Origin of the sequence: Streptomyces coacervatus (assembly GCF_029223485.1) — a bacterium.
In the GTDB taxonomy this organism is placed as follows: domain Bacteria; phylum Actinomycetota; class Actinomycetes; order Streptomycetales; family Streptomycetaceae; genus Streptomyces; species Streptomyces coacervatus.
This window is the reverse complement of sequence record NZ_JARHTP010000001.1, coordinates 695,278-711,992: the sequence shown is the minus strand read 5'-3', so window position 1 is coordinate 711,992 and position 16,715 is coordinate 695,278. Positions and strand designations below refer to the sequence as shown.

Sequence of the window (16,715 nt, the reverse complement as noted above, 5' to 3'; positions counted from 1 at the left end):
CTGGCCCCGAGGGGTCGACGCTGCGGGGCGACCCAGTACGGGCCGTGCACCGGCCCTGGCACCAGCCGTACGGGAGCCGTGCCCGATGACCGAGACCGAGCGTGCCGTGGACGACGCCGAGCGCGCCCGCGAACAGGGTGGCGGACTGCGTCGGTGGCGCCCGCTGCCCCGGCGGATGGTGCGGGACGAGTTCGGCGTACTGCTGGTGCTGGGGCTGCTGATCGCCGGGATCGGCATCCCGTACCCGGCCTTCCTCGACACCGACAATCTGCTCTCCACCGCGCACAACTCCGTCTATATCTCGCTGATGGCGTGCGGCATGGTCTTCGCGCTCTCCATGCGCGAGGTCGACCTGTCGGTGGGCGGCACCTATGCGATGTGCCTGGTCGTCGGGGCGCTGCTGGTGCGGGACGGGCTGGATCCGTGGCTGGCGGTGCCGGTGATGCTGGTGACCGGGATGGTGCTGGGTGCGTTCAACGCGCTGGTGACGACGCTGCTCGCGCTGCCGTCGTTCATCGTGACGCTGGGCACGCTGATGCTGTACCGGGGTGTCGGGCTCGCGCTCGCCGACGGCAAGCAGATCACCGATTTGCCGTTGGGCAACTCGTTCTTCACGGTCGCGGGCGGTGATCCCGGCGGGGTGCCGTTCGCCCTGTGGGTGCTGCTGACGGTGCTCGTCGTACTGGGCGTGGTGCTCGCCCGCACCCGCTTCGGGGCCCGGGTGCGGGCGATCGGGTCCAATCCCGACGCCGCCGCGTTCAGCGGCATCCCGGTCGTCCGCACCCGCGTCCAGGCCCTGGCCCTGTCCGGGCTGACCACGGCGTGCGCCGCCGCGCTCGCGCTCGCCTTCTACGGCGCCGGCGACCCGACGCTCGGCCAGGGCTACGAGCTGCAGGCCATCGCCGCCTGCATCATCGGCGGCACCCCGCTGGCCGGCGGACGCGGCTCGGTCGTCGGTGCGGTGGCCGGGGCGCTGATCCTTTCGGTCGTCGCCTCCGGGCTCGTGTTCTTCGAAGTACCCATCAACTGGACGTCGTTCGCGACCGGAGGGGTCATTCTCGTCGCCGTCGCTGCCGACAGCGCGCTGCGGCGCACCGGACGCCGACGCAAGTGAACACCCAGCCTGCGCAAGGCTTTTGGAGGCCCGTGATGCACGCCCGACTCCGTACGACCGCCGCCGCACTCGGCGCCCTGGTGCTGCTCGGCGCCGTCGGCTGCGGCAACAACAGCCCCGGCAAGAACGGCAAGTTGAACATGGGCATCGCGGTCGCCAACATCTCGCTCAACTTCGCCCACGAGATGGTGCTGGGCGCGCAGAGCGCGGCGGACCACGCGGGCAAGGTCGACTTCAAGGCCGTGGGCCCGCCGAACACCGACGGGCCAGCCGAGGCGCAGCTGTTCCAGAACCTCACCGCGCGCTCCAGGGACGGCATCGTCCTGGAGAACCTCGACCCGCCGATCTTCACCCGTCCCGCCGCACAGGCTGTCGACAAGGGCATTCCGGTCGTCGCTCTCGACACCTCGCCCACCGATGGCAGCAAGGTGAACTTCTATGTGGGCAACGACAATTACGCCCTCGGTGAGCTGATGGCGAAGGAGGCGCTGAAGCGGCTCGGCACCGCCCCGAAGGGCGAGATCGTCATCGGCGTGCCCAACCCCGGGACGCCTGTGCTGGACAACCGGGCGAAGGGGATCGCCGACACCTTCAAGAAGGAGGCGCCGAACGTCAAGGTGCTCGGCCCCTTCCAGACGTACAGCGATCCGGGACAGAACTACAGCTCCTGGTCGGCGCAGGTCAACGCGCACCCGAACGCCCTGGCCTTCCTGGGTGTGGGCGACGCCGACAGCTACAACCTCGCCAAGATCAAGAAGGCGGAGCACGGGAAGTGGCTGACCGCCGGCTTCGACGTCGACCCGAAGACGCTCGACGCGGTCAAGGACGGCTCGAACTTCGTCACCATCGACCCGCAGCACTTCCTCAAGGGCTATCTCTCCACGGCCATGCTGATCGACGCCGTACGCAACAAGGACGGCAAGCTGCCCCAGGGTTGGTTCCTCTCCCCCGGCGGGGTCGTGGACTCCTCCGACATCGATGAGATCATCGCCCGCCAGAAGTCCGCGACCGCGGCCTACGCCTGGTACAAGCCGACGATCGACAAGCTCCTCGCCAACCAGAAGGCCAACCTCAAACCCCTGAAGGACGCCCGCTGAGATGGCCTACGGCGACATCCTCGTGGCCCAGGGACTGGTCAAGTCGTACGGCGGGGTACGGGCCCTGGACGGCGTCGGTATCCGGCTGCGGGGCGGCGAGGTGCACGCGCTGGTCGGGGAGAACGGGGCGGGCAAGTCGACGCTGGTGCGGATCCTGTCGGGGACGCTGACGGCGGACGCGGGGACCGTGCGGTCGGCCCGGGACACCCGGATCGCCGTCGTCTCCCAGGAGTTGAGCCTGTTCCCGGACCTGAGCGTGCGGGAGAACCTCTTCCCGCTGGGGCCGCCGCGGCGCTTCGGCCTGCTCGACCGCGGCGCGATGGACCGGGCGGCCCGGCCGGTCCTGGCCGAGCTGGGACTGGACGTCGACCCGGGCACGGAGGTGGGCGAACTCCCCCTCTCCGACCAGCAGTTGACGGAGATCGCGCGGGCGCTGCTGCTGGGCCCCCGGCTGCTGATCCTCGACGAGCCGACCTCAGCCCTGCCGGCCGCTGCCGTCGACCGCCTCGAACGTGTCCTGCGCGCCCTCACCGGGCGGGGCATCGCCGTCCTGTACGTCACCCACTTCCTGGACGAGGTGATGCGCTTCGCCCAGCGCGTGACGGTCCTCAGGGACGGGCAGGTCGCGCTGCCCGGCGCCCGCCGGGCGGACGTGGACGTGCCCGAGCTGGTCACGGCCATGCTGGGCGGGCGCCCGCCGCAGCCGGCGCGCCGGACGCGGGCCGTGGTGGATCTGCCGCCGCCGGTGGTGCTGTCCGGGGTGGACGTGCCCGGCCGGCTGACGGACGTGACGTTCACCGTGCGGGCAGGCGAGGTGGTCGGGGTCGCCGGGCTGCAAGGGGCCGGCCATCTCACCGCGTTGGCGGTGGTCTGCGGGCGTACGGGGATCTCGGCGGGGCGGGTCGACGTCGGCGGCCGCGGGCTGCCCCGCTCGCTGCGGGACGCGGTGCGCGCGGGCGTCGCCTTCGTGCCGAGCGACCGCAAGCGGTACGGGCTGATGGTGGACCGGGCGGTGTGGGAGAACACGACGGCGGTGAGCTGGCTGGCCCTGGGCCGCGGCGGCGTCATGCCCTCCCGCGCCGAACTGGTCCGCCGCAGCGCCGACTTGACGCAGCGGCTGCGGCTGCGCGGCGGCCCGTACGACGTCGTGGCCCGGCTGTCGGGCGGCAACCAGCAGAAGGTGGTGTTCGCAAAGTGGCTGGCGACGGAACCGAAGATCGTGGTCCTGGATGATCCGACGCGGGGTGTCGACGTCGGCGTACGGGCCGAAATGCATCGCATCGTGGGCGAGTTGGCGGCGGGGGGCGCGGCCGTGCTGCTCGCGTCCACCGATCTCGCGGAGCTGACGGAGGTGTGCGACCGGGTGCTGGTGTTCGTGCGCGGGCGGATCACCGGCGAGGTGCACGGGGAGCGGCTGACGGAGCATGCGTTGGCGGTGGCGATGCAGCAGGCGGTGCCGGAGTCGGGCTGAGAGATACGGGGCGGGCAGCAGGCGGCGCACGCCCGGGCGTGACCACCGGGCCGCGCCCCCGCCAGGCCGACCCACAGTGTCCGCGTCAGCAGGCGATACCGGAATCAGGCCGAAAGGTGGTCGACGGGCAGCAAGCGGCACCCGCCCGGGCGTGACCACTGGGCCGAGCCCGGGTCAGGCCGACAGTGTCCGCGTCAGCGCCCTCGCCGCCGCGCACACCCGTGCGCCCATGCGGGCCATGTCGAGGCGGCGGGTGCCGCCGGTGACGGAGATCGCGGCGATCGGGCGGGGGCCGTGGTCGCGGAGGTAGACGGGGGCGGCGACGGCCGAGACGCCGACCTCGGCCTCCTCCAGGTTGACGGCGTAGCCGCGGGCGCGGGTCAGGGCGAGGTCGCGGGCGAGCTGGCCGGGGAGGACGAGGGTGCGCGGGGTCAGCCGGGGCAGGGTGCGGTGCAGCGGGCCGGGGTCGTGGGCGAGGAACAGCTTGCCGGTGGCCGTGCAGTGGGCGGGCAGCCGGCCTCCGGTGCGGGAGACGATCGGGGTGGCGCGGCGGCCGGTGATCTTCTCCAGGAAGAGGGTGTCGGTGCCGTCCGGGACGGCCAGGTGCACGTTCTCCTGCGTCGCCTCGTGCAGGTCCCCGAGGTACGGCAGCGCCGCGTCCCGCAGCTCGCGCACGGTCGGCGCCGACTGACCGAGCACGAACAGGCCGAGCCCGATGCGGTAGCTGCCCTCCTCGGTGCGCTCGACCAGGCCGAGCCGGACCAGCTCGCCGAGCAGCCGGTGCGCGGTGGGCTTGGGCAGTCCCGTGCGCTGGGCCAGCTCGGCGAGGGTGAGAGCGGTGCCGCAGTCGCCGCAGGCGCGCAGCAGCATGGCCCCGCGGGCGAGTACAGACTTCGGCGGCCGACCGTCCGTCATGGACCGATGGTCGTCGTTTCCGGGTGGGGTGACAAGGAGGGGGCGGCGCTGTCCGCGCCGGCATTGCACTACCGCAGGTAGTCACTCGCCTGGGCGCCGAGGACGTTGAGAAGAGCCAGAGCCTCGGCGCCGGGGGATCCTGGCGGCGCGCTGTAGAGCACGAGGTGCTGGTCGCGGTCCGTGAGCGAGAGCGAGTCGCAGTCGACGGTGATCTGTCCGACGACCGGGTGGCGGAAGATCTTCGTCAGCATCGGCGCAGCCTGCACGTCGTGTTGCTCCCAGAGCCGGGCGAAGTCGGGGCTGGTGTTACGGAGTTCGTCGACGAGGCCGGTCACCGCGGGATCCGTGGGGTAGCGGGCGAGGGTGGCGTGGAGCTGCATGACCACTTGGTGGCGGAACTCTGCGGTGTCGGAGATCCCGTACAGCGTCGCCTCTGCGCGCTCGGCCCCGAGGAACGCCCGGCGCGCGAGATTGCGGTCCTCGGGGGCGAGCACGGCGAAGTCCTCCATGAGCGCGGCCGCGAGGTCGTTCCACGCGAGCACCTCGAACGCGGCCGAGATCACCAAGCCGGCCGTCTGCGGCAGCCGGTCGAGGAGGGCGAGGATGCTCGGGCGGACGTCGCGCCGGTGCAGCCGGGTGCGGGCCGGCGCGGTACCCGCGAGGACGTGGAGGTGGTCGGACTCGGCGTCGGTCAGCCGCAGCGCGGCCGCGATCCCGGCGAGGACCTCGCCGGACGGGCGCGGCGCGCGGCCCTGTTCGAGCCGGACGTAGTACTCCGTGGAGATGTGCGCGAGGACCGCGATCTCCTCACGACGAAGCCCCGGGGTCCTGCGTCGCGGGCCTGAGGGGAGGCCGACGTCCTGCGGCCTGAGCCGCTCGCGTCGGCTGCGGAGAAATGCCCCGAGCTCCTGCCTGTCCATACGTGAAGTGTGCGCGCTGCCCGGCGGCGGATCGTAGTACTGGCTGTGCCTGTATCCGGTCCCGGACCGGATCGACAGTGACGGCATGACGGAAAACACCACCAGCACCGCACCCATCGGCCTGCTCACCGGCAAGGTCGTCTTCATCACCGGCGCCAGCCGCGGCATCGGCGCGGCCGCGGCCCGGCTCTTCGCCTCCGAGGGCGCCGCCGTCGTGCTCGCCGCCCGCAGCACCGACGCCCTGGACCGCATCGTCACCGAGATCCGCGCCGACGGCGGCACCGCCGACGCCGTCCCCCTGGACCTCGCCGACCGCGCGAGCATCCGCGCCGCCGTCGACCACGTCGAAAGGCTGCACGGACGGCTCGACGGCGCCTTCAACAACGGTGCCGTCGTCCAGCAGCAGCCCGGCCCGCTCGACACCACGAGCGACAAGGACATCGACGAGCAGTTCGCCGTGAACTTCCGCTCGCACTGGACCGCCATGACCGCCGAGGCCGCGCTCATGCGGCAGAGCGGCGGCGGGGCGATCGTCAACACCTCGAGCATCGGCAGCCGCCGGGCGAACCCGGCCCTGCCCGCATACGGCGCCATGAAGCGCGCGCTCAACAGCATCACCGAGACCGCCGCGGTGACCTGGGCCCCTGAGAGCATCCGGGTGAACGGCATCACCCCCGGCGGCACCGCCACGGAGATGATGGAGAAGTGGGAGGCGGCGACTCCCGGCATCATCGAGGCCAACAACGCGGCGACACCGCTCGGCCGGATGGCCGAGCCCCGCGAGATCGCCGAGGTGGCCGCCTGGCTGCTCAGCGACCGTGCCTCGTATGTGACCGGCGCGATCATCCCGGTCGACGGGGGCGCCGGCGCCTGACAGGACCGGCCCCGGCCGCTGTCCGCCGGTGCCCCCTGCCTCCCCGCGATGAGCAGTCGATCCGGCGGACCGGCCCGGCCGGCCGACGCCTACCGCAGTGGTACGTCGACCAGCAGCGGTCGCGTCAACTCGCCCGCCCCTGCGACCAGTTCGCGCAGGTGGTCGGCGTCGGCCGCGCGTACCGCGTCGACTCCGAAGAAGCCGGCTGCCTGGGTGAAGTCCAGCTGTCCCAGGTCGGTGCCGGGGCAGACGCCCGTGCCGCCCGTTGCTTCATAGGTGTCCTGGAGGGTGCGGTAGGCGCCGTTGCTCATGACGACGAACAGGACAGGGGCCGCCTGGCGGGCGGCGCTCCACAGTCCCTGCAGGCCGAACAGGGTGCAGCCGTCGCCCAGGACGGCGACGACCGGGCGGCCGGGTTCGGCGAGTGCGCGGCCGACGGCGGCGCCGATGCCCCAGCCCAGGCCGCCGCCGACGGTGTGGGTGTAGCTGCCGGGGCGGTCGAGGCGGACGAGGCGGCGGAGCAACAGGCCGACGGTGATGGCCTCTTCGACGACCACGGCGTCGGGCGGCAGACCACGGGCGACGGCGTGGGCGGCTGCCCAGGGGGCGAGCGGTGCCGGGGAGTAGGCGGCGCGGGCGGCGGACTCGGCGCGGTCGCGGTCGGCGGTGTGGCGTTCACCGGCGTGCAGGATGCGGGCCTTGGCCGTGTGGGCGGGGACGCGGTCGCGGAGGAGTTCGGCGAGGCAGTGGAGGGAGGGGGCGAGGGCTCCCACCAGTCCGGCCGCGGCGGGGAAGTTACGGCCGATCTCGTGCGGGTCCGAGTCGAGCTGGACGACGGTGAGACCGGGCGGCAGCGCAGGTCCGGGCGTGTAGTGGTGGGGCGTGAAGGCGTGCGCTCCGGCGATCAGCACGGTGTCGTACGCGGCGAGGGCGGCGCGGATCGCGTCGTGGCGGGGCGGCAGCATCCCGGCGTGGAGCGGGTGGGTGGTGGGGAAGTTGAGGCAGTCGGCCATGGGCTGGTGGTGGACGACGGCGCCGCACGTCTCCGCCGTACGAACGAGTGCGGCGAGGGCGTCCTCGCGGCCCACGCCGTCGCCCGCGACGATCGCGGGGCGGGTTGCGGCGCCGAGCAGGAGGGCGGCGCGTTCGAGGCCCGGGGCCGGTCCCGGCGGGGGTGTGGGGGTGCGGGCCGGGATCTCGACCTCGGTGTCCTCGGCGAGCACGTCCATGGGGACGGACAGGAACACCGGTCCGGCGGGCGGCCGTACGGCCAGGGCGAAGGCGCGGCGCAGGGCGAGGGGCAGGTCGTGGGCGTGCTGGACGTCGTACGTCGCCTTCACGGCGGGTGTGGCGAGGCCGATGAGGTCGCCGGTGAGCATGGGGTCCTGCTGGAGGTGGCGGCGATCCTGTTGGCCGGCAGTCACGACAAGGGGGGTGCGGGAGCGGCGGGCGTTGAGCAGGCCGATCAGGCCGTTGGCGAGGCCGGCGGCGATGTGCAGGCTGACGAAGGCGGGGCGGCCGGTGCCGCGGGCGTAGCCGTCGGCCATGGCGACGACGGCGCCCTCGTGGACACCGAGTACGTACTCGGGGCTGCCGTGGGCGTCCGCCAGGGCCGCCAGGAAAGGGAGTTCGGTGGTGCCGGGGTTGCCGAAGACGCGGTCCACGCCCTCGCCGCGGAGGATGTCCAGGACGGCGAGGGCGGGACGGTATCCCATGGGGGGCTCCTCGGGACGGGGACCTGGCGAACCGGCTCGCCGGTCAGCGTGCGGGTCCCGTGGGCCGGGGGGCAAGGGGGCCGTGTCGCTCAGCGGTATGCGCCTGCGACGAGGCCGTTCAGGCGGAAGCGGGGGTCTGGGGGCGGCAGCCCCCAGGGACAGCTCACGCGTCCGTGAACCGCTCCCCCTTCTCCGCCTTCTCCACCAGCAGCGCAGGCGGGGTGAACCGCTCCCCGTACCGCTCCGCCAGCTCACGCGCGCGTGCCACGAAGCCCGGCAGCCCGCCCTCGTATCCGTTGATGTACTGCAGTACGCCGCCCGTCCAGCCGGGGAAGCCGATGCCGAAGATGGAGCCGATGTTGGCGTCGGCGACGGACGTCAGGACGTTCTCCTCCAGGAGCTTGACCGTGTCGAGCGCCTCGGAGAAGAGCATGCGCTCCTGCATGTCCCTGAAGGGGATCTCGGCGCCTTCGCGTGTGAAGTGCTCGCGCAGGCCGGGCCAGAGCCGCGCCCGCTTGCCGTCCTCCCCGTACTCGTAGAAGCCCGCTCCCCCGCTGCGTCCGGTCCGCCCGAACTCGTCGACCATGCGGTCGATGACCGCCTCGGCGGGGTGCGTCGGCCAGGTGCCGCCTGCCTCCTCGACGGCCCGCTTCGACTCGTTGCGGATCTTCCGCGGGAGCGTGAGCGTCAGCTCGTCCATCAGGGAGAGGACCTTCGCCGGGTAGCCCGCCTGCGCCGCGGCCTGCTCGACGGACGCGGGCTCGATGCCCTCGCCGACCATCGCGACGCCCTCGTTGATGAAGTGGCCGATGACACGGGAGGTGAAGAAGCCGCGCGAGTCGTTCACGACGATCGGCGTCTTCTTGATCTGGCGGACCAGGTCGAAGGCGCGGGCGAGGGCCTCGTCGCCGGTCCGCTCGCCCTTGATGATCTCGACGAGCGGCATCTTGTCCACGGGAGAGAAGAAGTGCAGGCCGACGAAGTCGGACTGGCGCTCCACTCCCTCGGCCAGCGCGGTGATCGGCAGCGTCGACGTGTTGGAGCACAGCAGCGCGTCCGGCTCGACGATGTGCTGGATCTCCTGGAACACCTTGTGCTTGAGCTCCGGGTTCTCGAACACGGCCTCGATGACCGCGTCGCAGCCGGCCACGTCCTGCGGATCCGCCGTCGGCGTGATGCGGGCGAGCAGCGCGTCCGCCTTCTCCTGCGTCGTACGGCCCCGGGAGACGGCCTTCGCGCAGAGCTTCTCGGAGTAGCCCTTGCCCTTGGCGGCCGCTTCCGGGGACACGTCCTTCAGGACGACGTCGATGCCGGCGCGGGCGCACGAGTACGCGATGCCCGCGCCCATCATCCCGGCGCCGAGGACCGCGACCTTGCGGACCGGGCGGGGCTCGATGCCCTTGGGGCGGTTGGCGCCGGAGTTGACGGCCTGGAGGTCGAAGAAGAAGGCCTGGATCATGTTCTTCGAGGTCTGGCCGGCTGCCAGCTCGACGAAGTAGCGCGCCTCGATGACCTGTGCGGTCTCGAAGTCGACCTGGGAGCCTTCCACGGCCGCCGCGAGGATGTTGCGCGGCGCCGGGTAGGGCGCGCCGTTGGTCTGCTTGCGCAGGTTGGCCGGGAAGGCGGGCAGGTTGGCCGCGAACTTGGGGTTGGCGGGGGTGCCGCCCGGGATGCGGTAGCCGGGCTTGTCCCAGGGCTGCTGCGACTCGGGGTTGGCGTCGATGAACGCGCGGGCCTTGGCGAGCAGTTCGTCCGGGGTGGCGGCCACATCGTCGACCAGGCCGTTCTGCAGGGCGCGCTGGGGGTTGTACTGGGTGCCCTGGAGCAGCACCTTCAGGAGCGCGTCGGCGATGCCCAGCAGGCGGACCGTACGGGCGACGCCGCCGCCTCCGGGGAGCAGGCCCAGGGTGACCTCGGGGCAGCCGATCTTCGAGCCGGGCGCGTCGAGGGCGACCCGGTGGTGGCAGGCGAGGGCGATCTCGTAACCGCCGCCCAGGGCCGCGCCGTTGATCGCGGCGACGACAGGCTTGCCCAGGGTCTCGATGCGGCGCAGGTTGCGCTTGATCGCCATGCCGCCGTCGAAGAGGTCCTGCGCGGTCTCGGGGGTGACCCGGATGAGGTCGCGCAGGTCGCCGCCGGCGAAAAAGGTCTTCTTGGCGGAGGTGAAGATGATGCCGCGGATGGAGTCCTTCTCGGCCTCCAGGCGCTCGGTGACCGCTGCAAGGGAGTCGCGGAACGCGGCGTTCATGGTGTTCGCGGACTGGTTCGGGTCGTCGAGGACGAGGGTGACGACGCCGGTGCGGTCCTGTTCCCAGCGGATGGTGGTGCTCTGAGTCATGACGAGGGTCTCCGTTGAAGTCTCTGAAGTCTCTTGGTTCCGCCGGGTGTTCAGATGCGCTCGACGATCGTGGCGATGCCCATGCCGCCGCCGACACAGAGGGTCGCGAGGCCGTAGCGCTTGTCCTGGCGCTCCAGTTCGTCGACGAGGCTGCCGAGGATCATGGCTCCGGTGGCGCCGAGCGGGTGGCCGAGGGCGATCGCGCCGCCGTTGACGTTGACCTTGTCCAGGGACAGGCCCATGTCCCGCACGAAGCGCAGGACGACCGCAGCGAAGGCCTCGTTGATCTCGACCAGGTCGATGTCGTCGATGGTCAGGCCGGCCTTGGCGAGGGCCTTGCGGGTGGCGGGCGCGGGGCCGGTGAGCATGATCGTGGGTTCGGAGCCGGAGACCGCCGCCGACACGATCCGCGCGCGCGGGGTGAGGTCGTAGCGCTCGCCGACCTCTTTGGAGCCGATCGCGACCAGCGAGGCGCCGTCCACGATGCCGGAGGAGTTGCCCGCGTGGTGGACGTGGTCGATCTTCTCGACCCAGTGGTACTTCTGCAGGGCCACGGCGTCGAAGCCGCCCAGGTCGCCGATGTCCGCGAAGGACGGCTTCAGCTTGGCGAGGGAGTCGGCGGTGGTGCCCGGGCGCAGGTGCTCGTCGTGGTCGAGGACGACGAGGCCGCCGCGGTCCTTGACCGGCACGACCGAGCGGTCGAAGCGGCCCTCCTTCCAGGCCGTCGCCGCCCGCTCCTGGGAGAGCGCCGCGTACTCGTCGACGTCACGCCGCGAGAAGCCCTCAATGGTGGCGATCAGGTCGGCGCCGATGCCCTGCGGCACGAAGTTGACGGCCAGGTTGGTCATCGGGTCGTTGAACCAGGCGCCGCCGTCCGAGGCCATCGGCACCCGGGACATGGACTCGACACCGCCCGCGAGGACCAGGTCCTCCCAGCCCGAACGGACCTTGGCGGCGGCCATGTTGACGGCCTCCAGGCCCGAAGCACAGAAGCGGTTCTCCTGTACGCCCGCGACCGTGTCCGGCAGCCCGGCGGCGACGGCGGCGATCCGGGCGATGTCGGAACCCTGGTCGCCGACCGGGCCGACGACGCCGAGCACGATGTCGTCGATCGCCGCCGGATCCAGGCCGGGGAAGCGGTCGCGGATCTCGTGGATGAGTCCGACGACCAGGTCGATGGGCTTGGTGCCGTGCAAGGAGCCGTTCGCCTTGCCGCGGCCGCGCGGGGTGCGGATCGCGTCGTACACATACGCTTCGGTGCTCACTGGAAAGCCTTTCAACGAGGGTTAGCCGAGCAGGGAACGGCCGATGATCTCCTTCATGATCTCGGTCGTCCCGCCGTAGATGGTCTGGATGCGGCCGTCGGTGAAGGCCCGGGCGACGGGGTACTCGGTCATGTAGCCGTAGCCGCCGTGCAGTTGGAGGCAGCGGTCGGCGACCCGCTTCTGCAGCTCGGTCGCCCACCACTTGGCCATGGAGGCGTGCACGGCGTCGAGTCGCCCGTCCGAGTGATCCTCGATGCAGCGGTCGAGGAACGCGCGCGTGACGGCGCACTCGGTGGCCATCTCGGCCACCTCGAAGCGGATGTGCTGCTTGGTGGCGAGCGGCCTGCCGAAGGCCTCGCGCTCCTTGACGTACTCCGTGGTGATCTCCAGGAGGTGCTCGGCGGCGGCGATCGCGGAGACGGCGATGCTCAGGCGCTCCTGCGCAAGGTTCGTCATCAGATGGACGAAGGCACCGTTGAACGTGCCCAGGAGGTTCTCCTTCGGGACGCGCACATCATGGAAGAACAGCTCGGCCGTGTCCTGCGCCTTCTGGCCGATCTTGTCGAGGTTGCGGCCGCGCTCGAAGCCCTCCGCGCCGCGCTCGACGACGAGGAGGGACAGTCCGTGGGCGCCGCCCTCCGGGGTCGTCTTGGCGACGACGATCACCAGGTCGGCGAGGATCCCGTTGGAGATGAACGTCTTGGAGCCGTTCAGCACCCAGTGGTCGCCCCGGTCCTCCGCGTGCGTACGGATGCCCTGCAGGTCGGAGCCGGCGCCGGGCTCGGTCATGGCGATGGCGGTGATCAGCGAGCCGTCGCAGAAGCCGGGCAGCCAGCGCCGCTTCTGCTCCTCGGTGGCGAGGCCGGTGAGGTACGGGCCGATGACGTCGTTGTGCAGTCCGAGGGCGAGCCCGGGCGCACCCGCGCGCGTGAACTCCTCGGCCAGGACGGTGGCGTAGCGGAAATCGGACGTGCCGCCGCCCCCGTACTCCTCGGGCACGGCGAGCCCGAGGAGCCCCTGCTTGCCGGCCGCCCGCCAGGCGTGGCGGGAGACGATGCCGTCCTTCTCCCACTGCTCGTAGTACGGCAGCACCTCCCTGGCCAGGAAACTGCGCACGGTCGCGCGGAACGCGTCGTGCTCGGGGGCGAAGATCTGCCGCTTCATTCGGAGCCCTTCATGAGTTCCTGGTCCTTCAGGAGGTCGGGTACGTCCCAGTCGCGCGCCACGTCGGTGGTGTCGGCGCCCGGCTGGGCGGGGCCGGTGCGCACGGCGGTGGGGGTCGCGGAGAAGCGGGGTGCGGGCGCGGGCTGGGTGATGCCGCCGTGGTCGGTGAAGGTGCCGCGGGCGGCGAGATGCGGGTGGCGCGGGGCCTCGCTCAGCGACAGCACGGGAGCCACGCACGCGTCGGAGCCCTCGAAGACGGCCGTCCACTCGTCCCGGGTGCGGGACTTGAAGCGGGCCGCGACCGCCGCGCGCAGCTCGCCCCAGCGGGCCCAGTCCTTGCGGGCGTCGGAGTGCTCCGGGATGCCGAGAAGGCGCACGAACTCGTCGTAGAACTGCGGTTCCAGGGCGCCGACCGCCATGTGCTTGCCGTCGGCCGTCTCGTACGTGCCGTAGTACGGGCAGCCGCCGTCCAGGAGGTTGGCGCCGCGCCGGTCCTGCCAGCCGCCGGCGGCGAGCATGCCGTGGATCATCGCGGCGAGGTGGGAGGTGCCGTCGACGATGGCGGCATCGACGACCTGGCCGGTGCCGGTGGCGCGCGCGTGGTGGAGGGCGGCGAGGACGCCGACGACCAGATACAGGGAGCCGCCCGCGTAGTCGCCGAGGAGGTTGGCGGGGACGGCCGGGGGCGAGTCCGGATCGCCGATCATGCCGAGGGTGCCGGTGAGCGCGATGTACGCGATGTCGTGGCCGGCGCGGTGGGCCAGCGGGCCCTCCTGGCCCCAGCCGGTCATGCGGCCGTAGACGAGTGCCGGGTTGCGGGCGTGGCAGGCCTCGGGGCCGACGCCGAGGCGTTCGGCGACGCCGGGGCGGTAGCCCTCGATGAGGATGTCGGCGCGTGCGGCGAGGTCGAGGACGCGCGCGGGGCCGTCCGGGGACTTCAGGTCGACGATCACCGAGCGCTTGTTGCGGTTGGTGATGTCGTACTCCGTGTTGATCGCGAGTCCGACGCCGCCGGGGCGGTCCACGCGGACGACGTCGGCGCCCAGGTCGGCGAGGAGCATGGCGGCGAACGGGCCGGGCCCGATACCGGCCAGCTCCACCACGCGCACGCCGGTGAGCGGGCCGTGTCCAGGCGTCTTTGCCTCTGCCATGCAGTCCCCAGGGGTTGTGACACAACTGCTGTAACACTAGTGATGTTAGGAACAGGTTCCAGCGGACACAAGACCCGGGCGAGCAAGCGCTTAGCCAATTATCGGGACCCGGCGGCACCCGGCGGCCGGGCTCCGCACTCTTCACGCTAGCCTCGGCCACCGACAACGGCGCGTGCTGCAGACCGAGGGGTGTCATGAGCAGGCTGAACAGGACGGACCGTCCGTACGACATCGTGCTCTTCGGAGCCACGGGCTTCGTCGGGACGCTCACCGCGGAGTACCTCGCCGCGCACGCGCCGGACGATCTGCGCTGGGCGATCGCCGGCCGCAATGAGCAGAAGCTGGAGCAGCTGCGCGACCGGCTGCCCGGCACCGGGAAGGTCGGGGTGCTGCGGGCGGACGTGGGCGATCCGGCCTCCCTGCGCGAACTCGCCGAGCACGCGCGCGTGGTGGCCACGACGGTGGGTCCGTATGTGACCTACGGCGAGGAGCTCGTCGCCGCCTGCGCGGACAGCGGTGCGGACTATCTCGACCTCACCGGTGAGCCCGAGTTCGTGGACCTGATGTACGTCCGGCACGACGCACGCGCGCGTGAGACCGGTGCGCGGCTGGTGCACGCATGCGGCTTCGACTCGATCCCGCACGACCTGGGCGCGTACTTCACGGTCCGGCAGCTGCCGGAGGGGGTTCCGCTGACGGTCGACGGGTTCGTGACGGCGGACGCCACCTTCTCGGGCGGTACGTTCGCGTCGGCGCTCAACCAGTTCTCGCGGGTGCGGCCCATGCTGGCCGCCGAGCGGGACCGGAAGCGGCACGAGCCGCGCCTGGTGGGGCGGCGGGCCGGCGCTCCCACGGGGGTGCCGCGGTTCGCGAAGGAGGTCGGTGCGTGGGCGCTGCCGCTGCCGACCATCGACCCGCAGATCGTGGGCCGGTCCGCGAAGGCCCTGGAGCGCTACGGCCCCGACTTCCGCTACCGGCACTACGCGGCGGTGCGGCATCTGCCGCTCGCGCTGGGCGGGGCCGCGGCCGTCGGCGGCCTCTTCGCGGCCGCCCAACTGCCGCCCGCACGGCGCTGGTTGTCGGACCGGCTCAAGCCGGGCGACGGACCGAGCGCCGAGAAGCGGGCGAAGAGCTGGTTCAAGGTCCGCTTCGTGGGCGAGGGCGGCGGCCGTCAGGTGCTCACGGAGGTCGCGGGCGGCGACCCCGGCTACGACGAGACGGCCAAGATGTTCGCCGAGTCGGCCCTGTCACTGGCCTTCGACGACCTTCCGCCGACGGCCGGCCAGGTCACCACGGCGGTCGCGATGGGCGACGCACTGACCGAGCGCCTGCGCAGGGCCGGCATCACCTTCCGGGTCGCCGCGAGCCGCTGAACCCGCCCTACATCGACCACCCGGCCACCGTGTAGAGCATCCCGGCGATCCAGCCGACCCCCGCCAGCACGGCGAGGACCAGCGCGGCCGTCACGGCACGCTCGACGGGACGGTTGGGGTCGGCGAGGGGCTTAGGGGCGCGGTGCGTCGTCATACGGCACAGCCTGCCGACCGGTGCGCCGCGCCCACATCCGTACGGGTACTCAGTCCAGGTACTCAGACGGCATCCGGCCTCATCCGTGTTCCGTCGCCTCCCGCAACGCCTCCCGGCACAGCGCGTCCGCCCTGCGGGTCGTCTCCGGGAGGCGGTACTTCGGGGTGAGGGCCAGTACATGGGCGCAGGCGTTGTCGAGGTCCGTGCGGTGGCCGACCGACACGAAGACCGGCTTGACGCCGTCCCGGGTGCGCAGCGCGCGGCCGACCTCCTCCGAGTCCGCGAGGAGCGGTGACGTGCTGCCGCGCGAAGCGTCCGGGTCGTCGTACGTGAACGTGAAGGGGTTCTTCGCGACGCCGATCGTGGGCAGGCCCGTCAGGACGCCGAGGTGGCCGGCGAGGCCGAAGCGGCGCGGGTGGGCGAGGCCGTAGCCGTCGCAGACGACCAGGCCGGGCCGGCACGGCAGGGCGTCGAGGGCGGCGAGGACCGTGGGGATCTCGCGGAAGGCGAGCAGGCCGGGGACGTACGGGAACGAGATCCGGCCGACGGCCGTGGCTTCCGCGACGACCTCCAGGGTCGCCGCGTCCAGCACGACCGCCGCGGCCGCGACGACGTCCCGCTCGTCGTCGTAGGCCACGTCGACGCCGGTCACATGGCCCGTGCCGGGCGGCGGTCCCGGCTCGTCGAGCAGCACCCGGGTCCGGAGTTCGTCCTGTACCGCGCGGGCCTGTTCCTCGGTCGCGGGCCAGCCCGCGGGGATGCGTACGGTCGTCATGATGGGACGAGCGTACGGGCCTGCGCCGCGCCGCGTAGGCTCGCGATCATGTTCGTACTGGAGCTGACCTACACCGCCCCGCTCGATGCCGTCGACGCGGCACTGGACGCCCATGTGGCGTGGCTGGACGAGCAGTTCACGAAGGGGGTGTTCCTCGCGGCAGGGCGCAAGAACCCCCGCGACGGCGGGGTGATCATCGCCGTCGCGGACGACCGCGCGCAGGTCGAGGAGATCGCCGCGGGTGATCCGTTCCGCACCGCAGGGCTGTGCGAGTACCGCATCACCGAGTTCGTCGCGAGGATGACGGCACCGGCGCTGGAGCAGTACCGCGAGACGCTCGGCTGAGCTCAGCGTTTCCTGCCGTCCAGCGCCCGCGGTGCGCTCACTCC

Annotated in this window: 15 protein-coding genes; 6 read left to right on the top strand and 9 right to left on the bottom strand. The window is 72.1% G+C overall.

What is annotated here, in order from left to right; all coding sequences use genetic code 11:
* The first annotated feature begins 85 nt into the window (after positions 1 to 85).
* Genes P2Q00_RS03110 through P2Q00_RS03100 form a run of 3 tightly spaced genes read left to right on the top strand, consistent with a single transcriptional unit; the run spans position 86 to position 3,682 of the window.
* Complete coding sequence (locus P2Q00_RS03110; protein WP_275769144.1) at positions 86 to 1,114, top strand: ABC transporter permease; 1,029 nt, start codon at positions 86 to 88, stop codon at positions 1,112 to 1,114.
* Between the two features lie 35 nt (positions 1,115 to 1,149).
* Positions 1,150 to 2,211 carry a sugar ABC transporter substrate-binding protein gene (locus P2Q00_RS03105; RefSeq protein ID WP_275769141.1) on the top strand — a complete coding sequence of 354 codons (1,062 nt, stop codon included), beginning with the start codon at positions 1,150 to 1,152 and terminating at the stop codon, positions 2,209 to 2,211.
* A 1-nt stretch (position 2,212) separates the two neighbouring features.
* Positions 2,213 to 3,682, top strand: coding sequence for a sugar ABC transporter ATP-binding protein (locus P2Q00_RS03100; protein WP_275769138.1), 1,470 nt, complete (start codon positions 2,213 to 2,215; stop codon positions 3,680 to 3,682).
* Positions 3,683 to 3,856: 174 nt separating this feature from the next.
* Here P2Q00_RS03100 and P2Q00_RS03095 read toward each other — a convergent pair whose 3' ends face one another.
* Positions 3,857 to 4,597 carry an IclR family transcriptional regulator gene (locus tag P2Q00_RS03095; protein WP_275769135.1) on the bottom strand — a complete coding sequence of 247 codons (741 nt, stop codon included), beginning with the start codon at positions 4,595 to 4,597 and terminating at the stop codon, positions 3,857 to 3,859.
* A 68-nt stretch (positions 4,598 to 4,665) separates the two neighbouring features.
* Positions 4,666 to 5,517: a helix-turn-helix transcriptional regulator gene (locus P2Q00_RS03090; protein WP_275769132.1), complete on the bottom strand. Its 852-nt coding sequence runs from the start codon at positions 5,515 to 5,517 to the stop codon at positions 4,666 to 4,668.
* Positions 5,518 to 5,602: 85 nt separating this feature from the next.
* Between P2Q00_RS03090 and P2Q00_RS03085 the strand changes: the two genes are divergently transcribed.
* Positions 5,603 to 6,391: an SDR family NAD(P)-dependent oxidoreductase gene (locus P2Q00_RS03085; RefSeq protein ID WP_275769131.1), complete on the top strand. Its 789-nt coding sequence runs from the start codon at positions 5,603 to 5,605 to the stop codon at positions 6,389 to 6,391.
* Positions 6,392 to 6,480: 89 nt separating this feature from the next.
* Here the strand turns inward: P2Q00_RS03085 and P2Q00_RS03080 are convergent, their stop codons facing one another.
* From P2Q00_RS03080 to P2Q00_RS03060, 5 genes are all read right to left on the bottom strand, one after another.
* Entirely contained in the window at positions 6,481 to 8,106 is a 1,626-nt protein-coding gene (locus tag P2Q00_RS03080) for a thiamine pyrophosphate-binding protein (RefSeq protein WP_275769129.1), read from the bottom strand.
* A gap of 163 nt (positions 8,107 to 8,269) precedes the next feature.
* Entirely contained in the window at positions 8,270 to 10,444 is a 2,175-nt protein-coding gene (locus tag P2Q00_RS03075; protein WP_275769127.1) for a 3-hydroxyacyl-CoA dehydrogenase NAD-binding domain-containing protein, read from the bottom strand.
* A gap of 50 nt (positions 10,445 to 10,494) precedes the next feature.
* The gene (locus P2Q00_RS03070; RefSeq protein ID WP_275769124.1) at positions 10,495 to 11,709 is read right to left on the bottom strand and encodes an acetyl-CoA C-acetyltransferase; all 1,215 of its coding nucleotides are present in this window, start codon (positions 11,707 to 11,709) and stop codon (positions 10,495 to 10,497) included.
* 21 nt (positions 11,710 to 11,730) lie between these two features.
* Positions 11,731 to 12,873, bottom strand: coding sequence for an acyl-CoA dehydrogenase family protein (locus tag P2Q00_RS03065; RefSeq protein ID WP_275769121.1), 1,143 nt, complete (start codon positions 12,871 to 12,873; stop codon positions 11,731 to 11,733).
* Positions 12,870 to 14,024 (bottom strand): CaiB/BaiF CoA transferase family protein, encoded by a 1,155-nt coding sequence (locus tag P2Q00_RS03060; RefSeq protein WP_275769118.1) that lies wholly within the window; start codon positions 14,022 to 14,024, stop codon positions 12,870 to 12,872. The genes P2Q00_RS03065 and P2Q00_RS03060 overlap by 4 nt, the downstream gene beginning before the upstream one ends.
* 194 nt (positions 14,025 to 14,218) lie before the next feature.
* Here P2Q00_RS03060 and P2Q00_RS03055 point away from each other — a divergent pair, with 194 nt between their 5' ends.
* Positions 14,219 to 15,397 (top strand): saccharopine dehydrogenase family protein, encoded by a 1,179-nt coding sequence (locus P2Q00_RS03055; protein WP_275769116.1) that lies wholly within the window; start codon positions 14,219 to 14,221, stop codon positions 15,395 to 15,397.
* Between the two features lie 7 nt (positions 15,398 to 15,404).
* Here P2Q00_RS03055 and mmpA read toward each other — a convergent pair whose 3' ends face one another.
* Positions 15,405 to 15,551: a morphogenic membrane protein MmpA gene (mmpA, locus tag P2Q00_RS03050; RefSeq protein WP_275769115.1), complete on the bottom strand. Its 147-nt coding sequence runs from the start codon at positions 15,549 to 15,551 to the stop codon at positions 15,405 to 15,407.
* Between the two features lie 79 nt (positions 15,552 to 15,630).
* A complete protein-coding gene (locus tag P2Q00_RS03045; protein WP_275769113.1) occupies positions 15,631 to 16,326 on the bottom strand; it encodes an endonuclease V in 696 nt (231 codons plus the stop codon).
* A gap of 48 nt (positions 16,327 to 16,374) precedes the next feature.
* On the opposite strand from P2Q00_RS03045, the gene P2Q00_RS03040 reads away from it, so the two are divergent.
* Entirely contained in the window at positions 16,375 to 16,671 is a 297-nt protein-coding gene (locus P2Q00_RS03040) for a YciI family protein (protein WP_275769111.1), read from the top strand.
* The last annotated feature ends 44 nt before the right edge of the window (positions 16,672 to 16,715 follow it).

Bases quoted from the DNA above. Each gene is read 5' to 3' on its own strand.
- P2Q00_RS03060 (WP_275769118.1), bottom strand. From the start codon at position 14,024: ATGGCAGAGGCAAAGACGCCTGGACACGGCCCGCTCACCGGCGTGCGC.
- P2Q00_RS03080 (WP_275769129.1), bottom strand. From the start codon at position 8,106: ATGGGATACCGTCCCGCCCTCGCCGTCCTGGACATCCTCCGCGGCGAG.
- P2Q00_RS03095 (WP_275769135.1), bottom strand. From the start codon at position 4,597: ATGACGGACGGTCGGCCGCCGAAGTCTGTACTCGCCCGCGGGGCCATG.
- P2Q00_RS03105 (WP_275769141.1), top strand. From the start codon at position 1,150: ATGCACGCCCGACTCCGTACGACCGCCGCCGCACTCGGCGCCCTGGTG.
- P2Q00_RS03090 (WP_275769132.1), bottom strand. From the start codon at position 5,517: ATGGACAGGCAGGAGCTCGGGGCATTTCTCCGCAGCCGACGCGAGCGG.
- P2Q00_RS03040 (WP_275769111.1), top strand. From the start codon at position 16,375: ATGTTCGTACTGGAGCTGACCTACACCGCCCCGCTCGATGCCGTCGAC.
- P2Q00_RS03110 (WP_275769144.1), top strand. From the start codon at position 86: ATGACCGAGACCGAGCGTGCCGTGGACGACGCCGAGCGCGCCCGCGAA.
- P2Q00_RS03100 (WP_275769138.1), top strand. From the start codon at position 2,213: ATGGCCTACGGCGACATCCTCGTGGCCCAGGGACTGGTCAAGTCGTAC.
- P2Q00_RS03075 (WP_275769127.1), bottom strand. From the start codon at position 10,444: ATGACTCAGAGCACCACCATCCGCTGGGAACAGGACCGCACCGGCGTC.
- P2Q00_RS03045 (WP_275769113.1), bottom strand. From the start codon at position 16,326: ATGACGACCGTACGCATCCCCGCGGGCTGGCCCGCGACCGAGGAACAG.
- P2Q00_RS03085 (WP_275769131.1), top strand. From the start codon at position 5,603: ATGACGGAAAACACCACCAGCACCGCACCCATCGGCCTGCTCACCGGC.
- P2Q00_RS03065 (WP_275769121.1), bottom strand. From the start codon at position 12,873: ATGAAGCGGCAGATCTTCGCCCCCGAGCACGACGCGTTCCGCGCGACC.
- mmpA (WP_275769115.1), bottom strand. From the start codon at position 15,551: ATGACGACGCACCGCGCCCCTAAGCCCCTCGCCGACCCCAACCGTCCC.
- P2Q00_RS03055 (WP_275769116.1), top strand. From the start codon at position 14,219: ATGAGCAGGCTGAACAGGACGGACCGTCCGTACGACATCGTGCTCTTC.